Here is an 18,346-nt window from a genome sequence, read left to right as displayed (position 1 = left end):
ATTTTATTTATTCCCTATGACACGTCTATCTGTAACAGCAAGTTTGGGATTAAAAAAAGAGCGTGCCCTAAGGCACGCTCTTTTATAGTATCCCTATAGATTATTCTTCTATAGCAGCTTCTTCTGTAATATCGATGATTTCAGGTGTGTTTTTAACAACCTCAATCTTACGGTAACGGCTCATGCCAGTACCAGCAGGGATCAATTTACCGATGATTACATTTTCTTTTAAGCCCAATAATGGATCGATTTTACCTTTGATAGCGGCATCTGTAAGAACACGTGTTGTTTCTTGGAAGGACGCAGCAGACAAGAAGGAATCCGTTGCCAAAGCGGCTTTAGTAATACCCAATAATGTACGTTTGCCAGTAGCATTTTCACGGCCATTAAGAGTAAGACGACGGTTTTCTTCGTCAAAGGTATTAACGTCGACCATATCTCCTGGAAGCATATCTGCATCGCCAGCTGTTTCAACTTTTACTTTGTGAAGCATTTGACGTACGATAACTTCGATATGTTTATCGTTAATTTCTACACCTTGAGATTTATATACTTTTTGTACTTCGTATACGAGGTAACGTTGAGTTGCTTCTGTACCCATTACGCGCATAATGTCATGAGGGTTGATAGAACCTTCTGTTAAACGTGCACCTAAGGATACAACATCACCGTCTTTAACGATAATGCGAGAACCATAAGGGATGAGGTAATCGAGTTCAATACCGTCCTCACCAGTGATGAAGATAGTATTAGTACCTTTTTTACCTTCGTTAGGTACAACGCGAACTGTACCTTCATTTTCTGCGATGATCGCATTACGTTTTGGTTTACGTGCTTCGAACAATTCTTCGACACGTGGCAAACCTTGTGTAATATCGTCACCTGCGACACCACCTGTATGGAATGTACGCATTGTCAACTGAGTACCAGGTTCACCGATGGATTGCGCTGCAATAATACCTACAGCTTCACCAACTTGAACTTGACCACCTGTACCAAGGTCGCGACCATAACACTTGCGACATACACCATAAGGGCTACGGCAAGTCAATACGGAACGGATTTTAACTGTTTCGTAGTGTTTTACAACTTCATCAGCCAATGGTTCTGTGATTTCACCGTTAAGAGGAACGATAACTTCGCCAGTTTCTTTATTAACTAATTCTTCAGCTGCAATACGGCCTACGATACGATCTTTTAATGGTTCAATAACGCCAGTACCCTCAACGATTGCTTCCACTTCGATACCGTGGATTTCGTTGTTGCGTACTTGTACTTCTTTTACATCGGAGTTAAGAATAGCTTCGATGCCTTCTTCAGTGAGGCGTGTATTAGCAGGGAAGATTTCAATACCTTCACTGTCAACAATTGCTTGTACAGTATCCTTGTTCAACATATTTTGAACCATAGTTTCTTTTAATGTTGCACGGATGCTGTCGTCGCTTTCACCAAGAATAATTTTTTGAACCAAATTAGTATGGTTGATATCGCTATCAGAGCCCAAGTGAGCACCGCGCAATGCGACGGATGTAACACCGGATTCTGCAATATCAGCTAAGCATTGTTCGTCCAAGATAGTTTCAGCAGGTACAACAAGTTCCCCTGTTTCTACATTCACTACATCTTTATCTAGAACACGACCAATAAGCTTGTCTTTCAACAATTCCAATGCTTGACGTGGAGATGTAGCCAAACGAGCGCGTTCACGAACGAGATCGATACCTACAACGTCACAATCGTCCTCACGAACGATAACGTCTTGAGATACGTCAACAAGACGACGAGTCAAGTAACCGGAGTCAGCTGTACGAAGCGCTGTATCGGCCAAACCTTTACGAGCACCATGAGAGGATGTAAAGTAATCCAATACAGTCAAGCCTTCTTTAAAGTTTGCTTTGATTGGTAAGTCGATGATACGACCAGATGGATCGGCCATCAAACCACGCATACCAGCAAGCTGACGAATCTGTTGTTTGTTACCACGGGCACCAGAGATAGCCATCATGTAAACAGGGTTGAAGCCATCTTTGTCGCGCGCCATATTATCCATCATGGCGTCAGTAACATCTTCTGTTGCTTGAGTCCACAATTGGATGGTTTTACGGTAACGTTCTTCTTCTGTAATAAGACCACGGCGATACAAGCGAGATACTTTTTCTACTTCTTGTTCTGCTGTGTCTAATAAACCAGTTTTTACTTCTGGTACTTTAATATCTGCAATAGCTACAGTCATACCTGCGCGACGAGCGAAGGAGTAACCCAAGGATTTGATACGGTCCAAGAGTTCTGCAGTTTTTTCATTGCCAAACAATTGGAAGCATTGGTCAACCAATTTACCAACTGTTTTCTTATCCATAACCTTACCTAAAGAGTAAGTGCCATCTTCACGTTTTTCGTATTGCCATAATTCTGGGAATAATGCATTGTTGAAGATTAAGCGACCAGCTGTAGTTTCTACACGGCCATGGTCAGGTAAACGGATATAAAGAATATCTTGCAAGCCAATGATATGAGACTCGTATGCAAGCATTACTTCGTCATAAGTAGCAAATGTTTTTGCTTTATCACGAGTATCTTCGCGTACAACTGTTAAGTAGTATGTACCCAAGATCATATCTTGAGAAGGTACTGCTACTGGTTTACCGTCTTTAGTAGACAAGATATTATGGCTAGAAAGCATCAATGTACGAGCTTCTGCTTGTGCTTCTACGGACAATGGTAAGTGACACGCCATTTGGTCACCGTCAAAGTCGGCGTTGAAGGCAGTACATACTAATGGATGCAATTTAATAGCACGGCCTTCCCAAAGGATTGGTTCGAAGGCTTGAATACCAAGTCTATGCAATGTAGGGGCACGGTTCAAGAGAACTGGATGTTCTTTGATTACCTCTTCTAAGGATTCCCATACACCAGGGCCAATTCTTTCTACTTGGCGTTTAGCTGCCTTGATGTTGGATGCTTGACCGCGTTCTACCAAACGTTTCATAACGAAAGGTTTGAACAATTCCAATGCCATTTCTTTAGGCAAACCACATTGGTGCATTTTAAGTTCAGGACCTACTACGATAACGGAACGACCAGAGTAGTCAACACGTTTACCAAGCAAGTTTTGACGGAAACGACCTTGTTTACCTTTAAGCATATCGGACAAGGATTTCAATGGACGGTTACCAGGACCTGTTACAGGACGGCCACGGCGACCATTATCGATCAATGCGTCAACAGCTTCTTGAAGCATACGTTTTTCGTTGCGCACGATGATGTCAGGAGCACCTAAGTCTAACAAACGTTTCAAACGGTTGTTACGGTTGATAACACGACGGTACAAATCATTGAGGTCAGATGTAGCGAAACGACCACCATCTAATTGAACCATAGGGCGCAATTCAGGTGGGATAACAGGAACAACATCCATAATCATCCATTCTGGACGGTTGCCAGATTGACGGAATGCTTCTACTACTTCTAAACGACGAACTGCACGGATTTTACGTTGACCACTAGCAGTGTTCAATTCTTCGCGCAATTCAGCATTCAATGCTTCTAAATCAAGTTCTGCTAAGAGAGCTTTTACAGCCTCAGCACCCATGTCGATACATACGAAGAGAACTTCTTCAGCAGCGCCCAATTCATAACGCTCTTCACGAGTTAATTCTTCGTATTCTTTATCTGCTTCTGGGATTGTTGCATCATCGCGAAGAGCCGCATTATAGCGCTCTTTGCGTTGTGCTTCGCGAACAATAGCCAAACGTTCGTTACGTTGAGCTACTGTTTCGATTACGACGGATTTACCACCGATAGTATAACCGTCTTCGTTAAATTGAGCTTCATATTCGCGGTACTCTTGCTCGGACAACAATTGGCGTTTTGCCAATGGAGTACCAGCTGGATCTACTACGATGTAGGAAGCAAAGTATAATACGCGTTCCAAGGAACGTGGAGATACATCAAGGATTAGGCCCATGCGGGATGGGATACCTTTAAAGTACCAAATGTGAGATACAGGAGTAGCCAATTGGATATGGCCCATACGTTCACGACGTACTTTTGCACGTGTAACCTCTACACCACATTTATCGCAGACTACGCCTTTATGGCGAATGCGTTTATATTTGCCGCAGTGACATTCCCAGTCCTTTGTTGGTCCAAAAATGCGTTCGCAGAATAGACCATCACGTTCTGGCTTCAACGTACGGTAGTTAATAGTTTCAGGTTTCTTAACTTCCCCATGAGACCAAGCTAAGATCTGCTCTGGAGAGGCTAAACCGATTCGCATGGAATCGAATTCATTTACGTCTAGCACTACTATCGCTCCCTTCCTTATAGATAGTTTTAGTCTTCATCGTTAGAGGAATCGCCCATTGGGAACGCCAATTGGCTAAGGATATCGTCTTCACCGCCATTATCAGCAGGTGCTTCTTCCTCTACTTCTGGCTCTACTACAGTTACTTCATCAGTTTCTACTGCACTGCCTTCCATAACTTCTTCAATGCCAGTTTCTACCACTTCATCTTCGTCATCAAGTTCTTTCATAACAACTTCTTCTTGATCTTCATTCAAGATTTTTACATCAAGACCAATACTTTGAAGTTCTTTGAGCAATACCTTGAAGGACTCAGGTACACCTGGTTCAGGGATGTTTTCGCCTTTAACGATTTTTTCGTATGCTTTCACACGACCAACAACGTCGTCAGACTTAACAGTTAATAGCTCTTGAAGTGTATAAGCTGCGCCATATGCTTCGAGAGCCCAAACTTCCATTTCCCCGAAACGTTGACCACCGAATTGAGCTTTACCACCCAATGGTTGTTGTGTAACAAGGGAGTACGGACCTGTGGAACGAGCATGGATTTTATCATCAACCAAGTGATGGAGTTTAAGCATGTATACGTAACCAACAGTTACACGGTTATCCATAGGTTCACCAGTACGACCATCGTACAATACTGTTTTACCATCATCGGAACGACCAGCAATACCTAATGTTTCAAATACGTCTTTTTCATGCGCACCATCAAATACAGGTGTAGCAATGTGAATACCAGCTACATCTGGTTTTGGCATGCCATATGTTTCATAATCGTAACCAAGGCCTTCGAGTTCATGACGAATTTCAACGCGTTTAGCACGAGCAGATTCAATATGGTTCAATGTAGTTTTAACTTTATTAATAGCTTCTAATTCTTCTACAAGAGCTGGATCCATTTCTGGAGCGTCTTCTTCAGAGTCGAAGAATTCTACATGAAGTGCATTGTATTTAGCTTCAATAGCTTTAAGTTCTTGATAACGAGCTTCGCCGCCAAGAGCTTCAAGTTTCTTTTGCGCTGCAGACTCTACATGACCAAGAATTTGAGATTTCAAGTCGATGATTTTTTCATCGATGTCGAAATGAGGAACAGTTACGTCTTCTTTAGCTTTTGCTTCTAATTCTTCAATTTCAGCATATAAGCCGCGAATAGCGTCAATTTGTTCCCAGTAAGATGCATCAGTACGAGCTTCTTTCAACACGTTTTGAATGTGAAGGTCTGTAGCTTTGATTTTCATACCTAAGCCTTGAACAGCCCAACCCAAGTGAGTTTCAAGAACCTGACCGATGTTCATACGAGAAGGTACGCCCAATGGGTTCAATACGATTTGCACTGGAGTACCATCTGGAAGGAATGGCATATCTTCTTTTCTCATAACGCGAGAAACGACACCTTTGTTACCATGACGGCCCGCCATTTTATCGCCTTCATGAATCTTACGTTTTTGAGCGATGTATACGCGAACAAGTTTATTTACACCTGGTTGTAATTCGTCACCGTTTTCACGAGTGAAGACTTTAACGTCTACAACTTTACCAGATTCGCCATGAGGTACGCGCAAGGATGTGTCGCGAACTTCGCGTTCTTTATCACCAAAGATAGCGCGCAATAAGCGTTCTTCAGGTGTTAATTCAGTTTCACCTTTTGGTGTAGCTTTACCTACGAGAATGTCGCCAGGATGTACTTCTGCACCAATGCAGATGATACCATCTTCATCAAGGTTTTTAAGTGTGTCATCACCAGTATTAGGTAATTCACGAGTGATTTCTTCAGCACCTAATTTAGTGTCACGCGCATCACATTCGTACTCTTCAATATGAATGGATGTATAGATATCTTCTTTACAAAGCTCTTCACTAAGCAAGATCGCATCTTCGTAGTTATAACCTTCCCAAGGCATGAACGCTACAAGAACGTTATAACCTAACGCCAATTCACCGCCATCAGTAGCAGGACCATCAGCCAATACTTGACCTTTTACAACATGGTCGCCACGATTAACGATTGGTTTTTGGTTAAAGCATGTGGATTGGTTAGAACGAAGGAATTTATTCAAACGATATGTATCAACACGACCATCGCTATCACGAAGAACGTGGATTTCATTACCCCAGCAACGTACAACTTTACCAGCTTCACGAGCAAGCACGCAAACGCCGGAGTCAGTAGCTGCTGTATATTCCATACCTGTACCAACAAGTGGAGCTTGAGCGCGCAAGAGTGGTACCGCTTGACGTTGCATGTTCGCACCCATCAAGGCACGGTTAGCATCGTCATTTTCAAGGAATGGAATCATAGCTGTACCGATGGATACAACTTCTTTTGGACTAACGTCCATGTAGTCTACCTTATCAGGTGTAACTTCCAATACGTCATGACCACGACGACAAGCAACGTGTTCATTAGTGAAGTAACCTTCAGCATCGATTGGGGAGTTCGCTTGGGCAATTGTCATACCTTCTTCTTCATCTGCTGTCATGTATACAACGGAATCAGTGACACGAACTTTTACAACTTTGTCTGCATCAGCACCTGTACCATAGATTTTTTCTACTTTACGGTATGGAGCCTCAATGAAACCGAATTCATTTACTTTCGCATAGTTAGACAAGGAGTTGATCAAACCGATGTTTGGACCTTCTGGAGTTTCAATTGGACACATACGGCCATAGTGAGAGTGATGCACGTCACGAACTTCGAAGCCTGCACGCTCACGAGATAAACCGCCAGGGCCAAGGGCAGAAAGACGACGTTTGTGAGTCAATTCTGCTAATGGGTTTGTTTGGTCCATGAACTGAGACAATTGGGAAGAACCAAAGAATTCTTTGATTGCTGCCACTACAGGGCGAATGTTAATCAACGCTTGAGGCGTGATAGATTCGATTTCTTGAATTGTCATACGTTCACGAACAACACGTTCCATACGAGTTAAACCAATACGGAATTGGTTTTGCAACAATTCACCTACACAGCGAAGACGACGGTTGCCCAAGTGGTCGATATCATCTGTATGACCTGCGCCATCCATAAGGTTGAGCAAGTAAGAGATGTTAGCAATCATGTCTTCACGTGTTACTGTACGGTGATCATATGGCAAGTTGCAGTTGTTACAGATAACTTTAGATTCTACACCATCGTTATTTACGATGTAGAACTCAGCGAAGCCTTCACCATCGAATACATGGCTATTAGCAACGATATCAAGTTGTTCTTCTCCAACTTGTACACCTGCATCAAGAATGATTTCGCCAGTTTCTGGATCTACGATTGGTTGAGCCAATGTTTGACCCAACATACGTTGACGCCAGCCAAGTTTTTTGTTCAATTTGTAACGACCAACGCGCGCTAAATCATAACGGCGTGCATCGAAGAACAAGTTATCAAACAAGTTACGAGCAGACTCTACTGTTGGAGGCTCGCCTGGACGTAATTTTTTATAGATTTCAACCAATGCTTCATCAGCAGATTGAGTTGTATCTTTTTCTAATGTACGAACGATGCGTTCATCATATACTGGCAAACCATCTTCATCAGTTTTACCATTCCAGAAGAGGTCAAGGATGCTTTCATTAGTATCCCAACCTAATGCACGTACCAATACAGTAGCTGGTAATTTACGATTACGGTCAATACGAACAGCAACAACTTCGCTAGCATCAGTTTCAAGTTCAATCCATGCGCCACGGTTAGGAATAACTGTGGAATCGTACAAACGGTTACCCATTGTATCGATTTCTTTATTGTAGTAAACGCCTGGAGAACGTACCAATTGGGATACGATTACACGTTCTGCACCATTGATGATGAAAGTACCTGTGTCAGTCATCAATGGGAAATCGCCCATGAATACTTCTTGTTCTTTAATGTCCATATTTTCTGGATCATTATTTACCAAGCGAATATTTACACGAAGTGGTGCTGCGTAAGTAGCATCACGGTTTTTACATTCATTAATATCATACTTAGGTTCACCTAAGCTGAAACCTTCGAAAGAAAGTACTAGATTACCTGAATTGTCTTTAATCGGAGAAATATCGTTGAAAATATTTTGTAAACCACTCTCCAAGAACCACTCATACGATTTACGCTGAATGTCCAATAAATGCGGCATCTTGATAACTTCGTTAATTTTTGCGTACGTATAACGAGTTCGTTTGCCTACCTGTTCAGGTTTGAACATATTTGCTTTCACCCCTATCAAAACACACTGGTCTACCATTTTCTATAACGGCACGGAAAAGACATCTTACAGGTCTCAGTTTTCCTGCTCGGATAACGTCAAATAAAGCAAGGCCCATTTCATTTTTAAAAATAACCTTGCTTTCCATTAACCAAGCACAACCTTGGAAGAAAACCTCATCACTATTCAAGTTATAGTTTTTATATCCAAAAGCAGGAAACGCTACTTTTGCAATATATAATTCTATCAGTATTAAAAAAGACTGTCAACCAAAAGGGTTGACAGTCTTTCATTTTCATGCTTTATTCATGTATCAAAACAACTGACTATGTTAGTTGCCTTTTTGTTTTAAAAGATTAGCACCAGCAATACCAGGGCGAGTCATTTCTTTAGGAGAAAGGATATGATTGATTTCATCTTCAGTCAACAAACCTTTTTCCAAGATGATATCACGGATAGCACGACCAGTGGTATATGCTTCTTTCGCAAGAGAAGATGCTGTTTCATAGCCAAGGTGTGGCAACAATGCTGTTACGATACCAACGGAACGATTCAACCAGTATTCGCATTGTTCACGATCTACTTCAAGATCCACGAGTAATTTATCAACGAATGTATTTACACCGTTTTTGAGGTAGCAAAGATTATTGAACAAATTGTAAGCCAATACAGGTTCCATTACGTTCAATTCGAATTGACCATTTTCTACAGCCAATGTAATTGTAAGGTCATTACCGATAACTTGATAACATACTTGGTTCAATACTTCGGCGATAACAGGGTTAACCTTGCCTGGCATGATGGAAGAACCAGGTTGACGAGCTGGTAATTTTAATTCCCCAATACCACAACGAGGACCAGATGCCATCAAGCGGAAGTCGTTGGCCATTTTAATCAATACGAGAGCAGTAACTTTCAAACCGCTGGAAATATCTGCAAAGATATCTGTATTGTTAGTAGCATCAATTAAGTTTTCAGCTGTATAGAATGGTTCGCCTACTACTTCACTAAGTTCGTATGCTACATCATGAATATAATTAGGTTCCGCGTTAAGGCCTGTACCAACTGCAGTAGCACCCATGTTAATTACATGTGCACCTTCAACGGCAGATTTAATACGTTTAATACCGCGGCGAACACCAGATGCATAGGCACCCATTTCTTGGCCTAATGTAATTGGCACCGCATCTTGTAAATGAGTGCGACCCATTTTCAAAATTCCGCTATATTCATCAGCCTTTTTCTCAAGTTCATCAACAAGGCGTTGTAATGCTTCAAGTAAAGGTTTAGATTTTAAAATTGCACATACCTTGATTGCTGTTGGGAAAGCATCATTTGTAGATTGTGCCATATTACAATGGTTGTTAGGGCTTACAATATCATAGCTTCCTTTTGGATGCCCCAAAATTTCACAAGCACGGTTAGCCAATACTTCGTTCATATTCATGTTTACAGAAGTACCTGCACCACCTTGAATTGGATCAACAGGGAATTGGTCAGCAAATTGACCTTCAATTACTTCGTCTGCAGCTTGTACAATAGCTTTACCAATAGATACATTTAAGCGACCAGTTTTCATATTCGCTAAAGCAGATGCTTTTTTAACCATTGCCAATGCTTTGATAAAGTCTTGGTCCAAATGTTTTCCTGTAATATGGAAGTTTTCTAATGCACGAATTGTTTGTACACCGTAATATAATTCATCAGCTACTTCTAATTCACCTAAGAAATCATGTTCTTTTCTCATAATAAATCCTCTTTCTACTATTTTTATACAAAATAGTATTTCAATGAAACGGTTTTATCTTACGCGCTCATTATAGCATGTATTTTGTATACATAAAAGTCATTTCATGTATTCTGTACAAACAATATTCTATACAATATATTATTTCATAAATAATTTTTTTGTAACTATTTCCATATTGCTAAAAGCTTTATCTTTCATTGGTTTAATTATTACACGCCCTATAGTACAATAATATAAACTATGTAAGTAAGGAGTAATTATGATTAACAATCACATGCTGCGCATAGGTGCGCTATTTTTATTAACCGTACTAAGTTACGGTTTCTATAATGCCTATCTACCCATAACCGATCCGGTTGAATCTAACTATGTATTATCTGCTATTACAATGTTAAAACATAACTCATGGATATCCCCCATGATATATGACCAAGTCTGGTATGATAAACCGCCCCTCACCTATTGGGCGCTTATGATAAGCTATAAACTATTTGGCATATCTGACTTTACATCGCGCATACCAAATACACTTATTGCTGGTGGCAGTGTTGCGCTTATGTACCATCTTGTGTATCGCATTAAAGAGTCCACGCATATAGCAATTACGAGTGCCATACTTTTGTTTGGTGCCTTACAGTTCTGGTACATTTCTCACGCAGTCATAACAGACGGCTTCCTATTCTTCTTTTCACTAGCTATCTTCGGCTATTCTTATCTAGCTTTCACCAACAACGATAAACATTCCATGGTAAAAGCCTATGGAGCGGCAGCCTTAGCGGTTGTAACTAAAGGGCCCGTTGGTATTGTTCTGCCTGGATTAATACTATTACTATTCATTGCTGCACGATGGCTTACCCAAAAAGATAAGGATGAATACTCACTTGCTAAAGATATTACATTATTATTTAATCCTTTGGGAATTCTCTTATTTATAGTTCTTGCCAGTCCATGGTACATCGCTATGTACTCGATTCACGGTCAAGAATTCATATCTGGTTTCCTAGGGCTTCACAACATGGAGCGAGCACTTGTATCTGAGCATCCAAAATTCAATGTTTGGTATTATTACCTAATCATTGTCCCTCTTGCTCTATTACCATGGACACCAGCCGTTATTTACCGACTCAAAAACATTACCTGGAAAAATAATTTTTATCTTCTCGGCGCCATCTGGTTTGTAGTAATTGTATTATTCTATTCACTAGTGGCCACAAAGTATATAACCTATACGTTACCAGCAATAATCCCATGTCTTATCTGGGGTGCTGAAGCTATCACAACTAGCTGCCATAACAAGAGTACTAGTTTTAAATATATTGTAACGATTCCATTAGGCATATATACAATCTTATTCCTAGTAGCCAGCATCGCAACACCAGAATTAAATCCTATACCATTAATTAGTGCATTCGTATTACTAGTACTATTTGCACTAGTAGTTAAACGGTATAGAAATCGCAACGTACCATTATCTATCTATTTAGCCACACCTTTAACTATTTTATATACGGCAATCACAATAACTGTAACACCTATTTTATCTGATCAATCGGGGCTTCAATTCAAGCCATATATTGAGTCAAGTGCACAACACACATATATATATGGTACCTACTATACATCGATTGTGTATTATACAAAAGATACACCAACTCAAGTATTTGTACATACTACAGATAATCCAGTATGGACAGCAGGCAAAACATTGATGCCCACAATAACAGTAGAAGAATTTGATACTAGGATATCTAATGAGAAAGGTGCTACCATCATTGTGCCAAATAAATATAGTAAAGAATTTGCTAATTCACCAACCAATAACATAGCAACAGAAGTTGGAAAAACTAAATCGGCTAGCATTTATAAAATTCAATAATCATAGAAAAATCAGCTAATTGATATTAATGGATAACTTCAAATGTTAATTCTATAACAAAAAAGGCGTACCCGAGGGTACGCCTTTTATTATGGCTAGAATTATTTCAATTCTACAGTTGCGCCAGCTTCTTCCAATTGAGCTTTCAAAGCTTCAGCTGCTTCAGTAGCTACGCCTTCTTTTACAGGTGCAGGAGCGCCGTCAACGATAGCTTTAGCTTCTTTCAAGCCAAGACCAGTTGCTTCACGAACAACTTTGATTACGTTGATTTTGGATGCGCCAGCATCTTTCAAGATTACGTCGAAGGAATCTTTAGCAGCGCCGCCTTCAGCACCACCAGCAGCTGCTACAGCTACAGGAGCTGCTGCAGTTACGCCAAATTCTTCTTCAATTGCTTTTACAAGATCATTAAGTTCAAGAATAGTTGCTTCTTTCAATTCAGCAACGATGTTTTCAATGTTCAATGCCATTTTAGTTTTCCTCCATAAAATAGTTTATTGTATCAGTCTTAAGCGACCAATGAATACTTCGCAGAAATTATTATTCTGCAGCTTCTGCTGGTTGAGCTTCTGCAACAGCTTTGACAGCGTATGCAACGTTGCGAACAGGAGCTTGCAATACGGAAAGCAACATGGAAAGCATGCCTTCGCGATTTGGAAGACTTGCAATTGCTTTAACGCCTGCAGCATCCATAACTTCGCCTTCAACGATACCAGCTTTAACTGTTACAACTTCTTTCTCAGTAGATTTGATGAATTGTTCGATTACACGAGCAGGTGCAACAGCATCTTCTTTAGAAGTAGCCAATGCAGTTGGACCTTCTAAATGCTCAGCGAAACCTTCAAGATTCAATTCATTTGCAGCAATGCGAGTCAAAGTATTTTTGATTACTTTGTATTCAACGCCTTCAGCCAACATTTTGCGGCGAAGATCAGTTGCTTGCGCAACAGTCAAACCAGTGTAACCAATCAATACAGCGCCTTTTGCTTCAGAAAGAGTTTCTTTCATTTGAGCAACGATTGCTTTCTTTTGTTCAGTGACAGCCATTAGATTACCTCCTTGTAGATTTTTTGGTGCTCTATGTACTATCTTAGCGTAAAAACGACCCCATCGCACGCGATGAGGTCGAACTAGTCCTAGATTATCTAGTGTCAGCCTCAGCGGGCGGATTTTCATCCATTATACATACCAGCCGTCTACAGCTAAGAGACATATGTGATTATTGCTCTTTTGTAACGTTGCTCAATTTGAACACGTTCAAAGGCACACCAGGGCCCATTGTAGCGGACAAGGTTACAGATTTAATGTATTGACCTTTAGCTGCTACAGGTTTAGCCTTGATAATAGTATCAACGATTGTACGGTAGTTGTCAAGTAATTTTTCTTCATCGAAGGACGCTTTACCGATGGAGCAAGAGATAATACCTGCTTTATCAGTACGGTATTCGATTTTACCAGCTTTGATTTCGTTTACTGCACGAGCAACGTCTGGAGTTACTGTACCAACTTTAGGGTTTGGCATCAAGCCTTTAGGACCCAAGATTTTACCAAGACGGCCAACTTGACCCATCATGTCTGGTGTAGCAACTACTACGTCGAAGTCGCTCCAACCACCTTGGATTTTAGCTACTAACTCTTCAGAACCTACGAAATCTGCACCAGCTTCTTCAGCTGCTTTAATATTGTCGCCTTTTGCGAATACAAGAACGCGTTTAGTTTTGCCAGTACCATGAGGCAATACTACTGCACCACGAACTTGTTGATCAGCGTATTTAGGGTCGACATTCAAGTTGAAAGCGATTTCAACTGTTTCATCGAAATTTGCAGTTGCAGTTTTCTTAACCAACTCGATTGCTTCTACTGGTTCGTAGAACTTACCAGCTTCAATAAGTTTTACTGCCTCAGCGTATTTCTTACCTACTTTTGCCATTATAATATCCTCCTTATGTGGTCAAACGGGAATTCCCTCCCACCGATTTGCGCCTTATGCGCAAGTCGTACGCTTATTAGTCAACGATTTCAATGCCCATGCTGCGAGCAGTACCTTCTACCATGCGCATACCTTGTTCTACGGTATTAGCATTCAAGTCAGGCATTTTCAATTCAGCAATTTCACGAACTTTATCGCGACCTACTTTTGCTACTTTATCACGGTTAGGTACACCAGAACCTTTTGGAATACCTGCAGCTTTTTTCAATAATACTGCAGCTGGTGGAGTCTTAGTGATGAAGTCGAAGCTACGATCTTCATATACGTTAATAACTACTGGGATAATTAAGCCAGCTTGTTTAGCAGTACGTTCGTTGAATTCTTTTGTGAAAGCAACGATGTTAACACCTGCTTGACCTAGTGCAGGACCAACTGGTGGTGCTGGAGTAGCTTTAGCGGCTTCAATTTGTAGTTTTACTTGTTTAACTAATTTCTTAGCCATGGGTAATTAAACCTCCTATGCTTATACTGTGGTGGTAACGGATATACATCCTCCCACTGGCAACCAAAATCGATTGCTCTTTTTTAGAGTTATAATATATATATTAAAGAGCTTTCTCAATTTGAGAGAACTCTACCTCTACCTCGGTATCTCGGTTGAACATTTCCACATTAAGTTTTAATGTTCCTTTTTCAGGGTTAAGTTCGGTAATAACACCTAGTTTATCTTCAAAGGCCCCGGACGTAATGCGTACCGTTTCACCAACTTCTACATCGATGTTGATGCTTGGTTTCTTATCCAAGCCCTGAGACTTAAGTATATGTTCTACTTCGGAATCAGAAAGTGGAACTGGTTTAGTGGCAGAGCCAACGAAGCCTGTTACACCTGGTGTGTTGCGCACAACATACCAAGAGCGGTCGTTAACTTCCATTTCAACCAATACGTACCCAGGAAATATCTTACGTTTTACTACTTTTTTAACCCCATCTTTTTCGTCTATTTCGTCTTCAAGAGGTACCAAAATTCGGCTAATCACATCTTGTAGACCCATAGACTGAACTTTAAGTTCAAGAGTGGTTTTAACTTTATTTTCGTAGCCTGAATAGGTATGAATTACATACCACTTCTTATCTGCTTCCATGAAATGGCCCCCTTATCCAACAAAGTGCAACAACGTATTAAAAAGTTGGGCAAAGACTGCATCAAGTACATAAATAATAAAGGCGATAAAAATCGTCACTAAAAATACTACTATTGTGTAATTGATGAGTTCTTTTTTTGTTGGCCAGACTACTTTTTTAAGTTCAGCTTTCACACCGCGGAAGAATTTTCCAAATCCACCACGCTGCTGCACTGCTGAGTTAGACTTTGCCATTGTTTCACATCCTCAAATCAACAGGTAATGAATGATAAGAATTATTTTGTTTCACGGTGTAATGTATGTTTACCGCAGAATTTGCAATATTTCATCATTTCAATACGATCAGGATTGTTCTTTTTATTCTTGTTCGTTTGATAGTTACGTTGTTTGCAATCTGTGCAAGCTAAAGTAATGGCATTACGCATCCGGATACACCTCGCTTTTTATTTACTAATCTGTCTCTTGTACTCGAAAACGCTCGACTACATACTAAAGAAATATATCATACGTAGCAAGCGATGTCAAGAATTTTGAGCAACTCAAAAAAGCCAGGCACATGTACCTGACAGGGATAGTATAACAAAAAATGGCGTTCCTTGTCTAGAAAGGAACGCCATTAATATGGTAATAAATTATCACATATTTTTCATGCAATTTATGCCGTTAATGCATAGAATTATATTATGCCTGTCAATTACGATTTCTTCGGAAATAGAACTTTCACAATTTGCCAGAAGAATGCTACGGCACCAATGATTAGTATTGTATCACCAATCATACGAAGCCAACGCAAGTTTTGTAACAATGGTTGTTGCATAAATTCTTCACTACGTGCAAACCACAAACCATGTGTAATGCTTGCCCACGCTTGGATAAGACCAATCGGCAATAAGCTGATGAGCACCATTAAGGCAAGGCCTATATTGAGAGCCCAGAACCCAAATTTCATCAATTTATCGTTGAATTCAACTTCAGGTCGAATATAACGAGCAATAAGGAATACAAAGCCTAAGCTTAAGAAACCATATACGCCAAACAATGCGGTATGCGCATGTACTGCAGTTGTATTAAGACCTTGAATGTAGAACAAGGATACAGGCATATTGATCAAGAAGCCGAAGACCCCCGCACCAACAAGATTCCAGAAGGATACCGCAATGAAGCAGTATACAGGCCATTTCAAACGATGCATCCAAGGTGCGCTGTGAAGACGTGTATAGTTTTCAAAGGCTTCATAACCTAATAGTACAAGTGGTACTACTTCCAATGCGGAGAAGGATGCGCCTGTCGCCACAATAGTAGATGTAACACCTGTAAAGTATAAATGATGGAATGTACCAGGAATACCACCAATGAGATAAATAGCACCAGAGGAAATGGCTGCCACTGTACCGGCACGATATGATACAAGCCCTAGTGTAACAAAGATAAATGCCATCAATGTAGTAGAGAATACTTCGAAGAAGCCTTCTACCCAAAGATGAATTACCCACCAACGCCAGTACTCCATAATTGCTAAGTGGCTATGTTCACCATAGAACAAACCTGGACCATAGAAGATACCTACCATGATAACAGAGAAGATAAAGGCAGCAATAAGGTTTTTATCCCCTTTTTGTTTGAAAGCACCAATAATGCTACGTATCATGAGTACAAGCCAGAATAGAATACCAATGTATTCAATCCATTGCCAAATACGACCTAGTTCTATATATTCGTAACCTTGGTGTCCGAGAAGGAAATTCCAGGCTGCTGGAATTTGATGTGCTACACCTAAATATGTGCCAGCGAAGGAACCAACTACGAGAACTACAAGCGCCCAGAATAAAATATCTACACCTAGTTTTTGATATTTAGGATCCTTACCACCATTAATAATTGGTGCCAAGAATAAACCAGCGCTTAAGAATGCCATAGCAATCCAGAACAAGGACGCTTGAATATGCCATGTACGGGCAATAGAATATGGGAAGTATTGAGCTAAAGGAATACCATAGAACGCTTGACCTTCTACAGTATAGTGAGCAATGATACCACCCATCCCCAATTGGAATAAGAACAATGCTAGGATTGTAAATAAATATTTTCCTAATGCACGTTGAGATGGAGTCAAGGTAATCTTGCTAATTGGATCTTCTGCTGGTGGAACCAATGCATGTTCGTCGTCTTTCTTACCAAAGGACCACAACCATACAACTACACCTATGCCACATAATAAAATGATGACACTCACAACAGACCAGGCAACACTTTCAGGTGTTGGATTATGATCCAATAACGGTTCATGTGGCCAGTTATTAGTGTATGTCGCATCTGTACCAGGACGTTGGGTAGATGCCATCCACGTAGTCCAGAAGAAGAAACGAGCCATATCAATACGGTCTTGTAACTCAGGCAATGTATTGTCCTTCATTGCAAAATGATCACGAGTCAATGTCAACTCTGGATTATCACCATAAAGTTCAACAAAATAACGACCTGTAATATTCATCGCCGTAATGCGCTCTGGAGATAAAACCACAGTTCCGTCATCGCGAACGGCACTACCTAGATATTCTTCTTTTACTACTTCTTTAACAGCTGCTTGTTGTGCAGAACCTAATTGATTGTAAAGAACACCAAAAGCCTCTTGCGACTTAATATCCAACATTATGGATACTTCTTTATGTAACCAATCCGCTGTCCAGTCAGGAGCTTGATAAGCGCCATGACCTAAAACTGTCCCTACAGATTGACCACCTGTAGATTGCCATGCCGATTGGCCATGTAAAATATCTTCTTTTGTGAACAAGACTTGTCCATCTTGAGATACATACGCAGTCGGCACCGGCGGTGCTTGATGATACACATCAGTACCTAGATAACCAAGAATTGAAAAACCAATAATAAGAACGGCTACTACGGCTATCCAATACTTTTTGTATTCACCCATCACATTACCTCCTTTTCTAAAAAACACAAAAGGAGGGCCTTTGCCCTCCTTAAATTTATAATACCATTATCAAGTTATAGTTTCTGTATCTTTGGTTACAAATACAATAAACAATATATAAATTAACATAAAAATAGGACCCCATTGGGGTCCTATTTTTCATAAAAGGCTATTAATTAACCTTCGATTTCAGTTACAACGCCAGCGCCTACTGTATGGCCACCTTCGC

The 18,346-nt window shown here is 40.4% G+C and carries 12 protein-coding genes; 1 reads left to right on the top strand and 11 read right to left on the bottom strand.

Going from position 1 to position 18,346, the window contains the following annotated elements:
- Positions 1–100: 100 nt before the first annotated feature.
- The 3 genes from rpoC to QZ334_RS02830 all read right to left on the bottom strand — a co-directional run bounded on the left by rpoC (position 101) and on the right by QZ334_RS02830 (position 10,234).
- Positions 101–4,303 carry a DNA-directed RNA polymerase subunit beta' gene (gene rpoC / locus QZ334_RS02840; RefSeq protein ID WP_295231771.1) on the bottom strand — a complete coding sequence of 1,401 codons (4,203 nt, stop codon included), beginning with the start codon at positions 4,301–4,303 and terminating at the stop codon, positions 101–103.
- A 29-nt stretch (positions 4,304–4,332) separates the two neighbouring features.
- On the bottom strand, positions 4,333–8,487 hold the full coding sequence (rpoB, locus tag QZ334_RS02835) for a DNA-directed RNA polymerase subunit beta (protein ID WP_105089709.1): 4,155 nt from the start codon (positions 8,485–8,487) through the stop codon (positions 4,333–4,335).
- A gap of 331 nt (positions 8,488–8,818) precedes the next feature.
- Entirely contained in the window at positions 8,819–10,234 is a 1,416-nt protein-coding gene (locus tag QZ334_RS02830) for an aspartate ammonia-lyase (protein WP_295231767.1), read from the bottom strand.
- A gap of 262 nt (positions 10,235–10,496) precedes the next feature.
- Here QZ334_RS02830 and QZ334_RS02825 point away from each other — a divergent pair, with 262 nt between their 5' ends.
- Positions 10,497–12,113 carry an ArnT family glycosyltransferase gene (locus QZ334_RS02825; protein WP_005385478.1) on the top strand — a complete coding sequence of 539 codons (1,617 nt, stop codon included), beginning with the start codon at positions 10,497–10,499 and terminating at the stop codon, positions 12,111–12,113.
- 101 nt (positions 12,114–12,214) lie between these two features.
- Here QZ334_RS02825 and rplL read toward each other — a convergent pair whose 3' ends face one another.
- The 8 genes from rplL to QZ334_RS02785 form a co-directional block, all read right to left on the bottom strand.
- Entirely contained in the window at positions 12,215–12,583 is a 369-nt protein-coding gene (gene rplL / locus QZ334_RS02820) for a 50S ribosomal protein L7/L12 (RefSeq protein WP_005385476.1), read from the bottom strand.
- A 70-nt stretch (positions 12,584–12,653) separates the two neighbouring features.
- Positions 12,654–13,160 carry a 50S ribosomal protein L10 gene (rplJ, locus tag QZ334_RS02815; protein ID WP_039968977.1) on the bottom strand — a complete coding sequence of 169 codons (507 nt, stop codon included), beginning with the start codon at positions 13,158–13,160 and terminating at the stop codon, positions 12,654–12,656.
- A gap of 172 nt (positions 13,161–13,332) precedes the next feature.
- Positions 13,333–14,043, bottom strand: a complete 711-nt coding sequence (rplA, locus tag QZ334_RS02810) for a 50S ribosomal protein L1 (protein ID WP_005385473.1) — start codon at positions 14,041–14,043, stop codon at positions 13,333–13,335.
- A 76-nt stretch (positions 14,044–14,119) separates the two neighbouring features.
- Positions 14,120–14,545: a 50S ribosomal protein L11 gene (gene rplK, locus QZ334_RS02805; protein ID WP_004693535.1), complete on the bottom strand. Its 426-nt coding sequence runs from the start codon at positions 14,543–14,545 to the stop codon at positions 14,120–14,122.
- 103 nt (positions 14,546–14,648) lie between these two features.
- Positions 14,649–15,185 (bottom strand): transcription termination/antitermination protein NusG, encoded by a 537-nt coding sequence (gene nusG / locus QZ334_RS02800; RefSeq protein WP_005385471.1) that lies wholly within the window; start codon positions 15,183–15,185, stop codon positions 14,649–14,651.
- A gap of 12 nt (positions 15,186–15,197) precedes the next feature.
- A complete protein-coding gene (secE, locus tag QZ334_RS02795) occupies positions 15,198–15,419 on the bottom strand; it encodes a preprotein translocase subunit SecE (RefSeq protein WP_005385468.1) in 222 nt (73 codons plus the stop codon).
- 41 nt (positions 15,420–15,460) lie between these two features.
- Positions 15,461–15,610, bottom strand: coding sequence for a 50S ribosomal protein L33 (rpmG, locus tag QZ334_RS02790; protein WP_004693530.1), 150 nt, complete (start codon positions 15,608–15,610; stop codon positions 15,461–15,463).
- Positions 15,611–15,879: 269 nt separating this feature from the next.
- Positions 15,880–18,117, bottom strand: coding sequence for a nitric-oxide reductase large subunit (locus QZ334_RS02785; protein WP_295231760.1), 2,238 nt, complete (start codon positions 18,115–18,117; stop codon positions 15,880–15,882).
- Positions 18,118–18,346: the final 229 nt, after the last annotated feature.

Origin of the sequence: Veillonella sp., from assembly GCF_019414865.1 — a bacterium.
In the GTDB taxonomy this organism is placed as follows: domain Bacteria; phylum Bacillota; class Negativicutes; order Veillonellales; family Veillonellaceae; genus Veillonella.
Note: the sequence above shows the minus strand (reverse complement) of the source record. Positions and strands in the feature narration are given on the sequence as shown.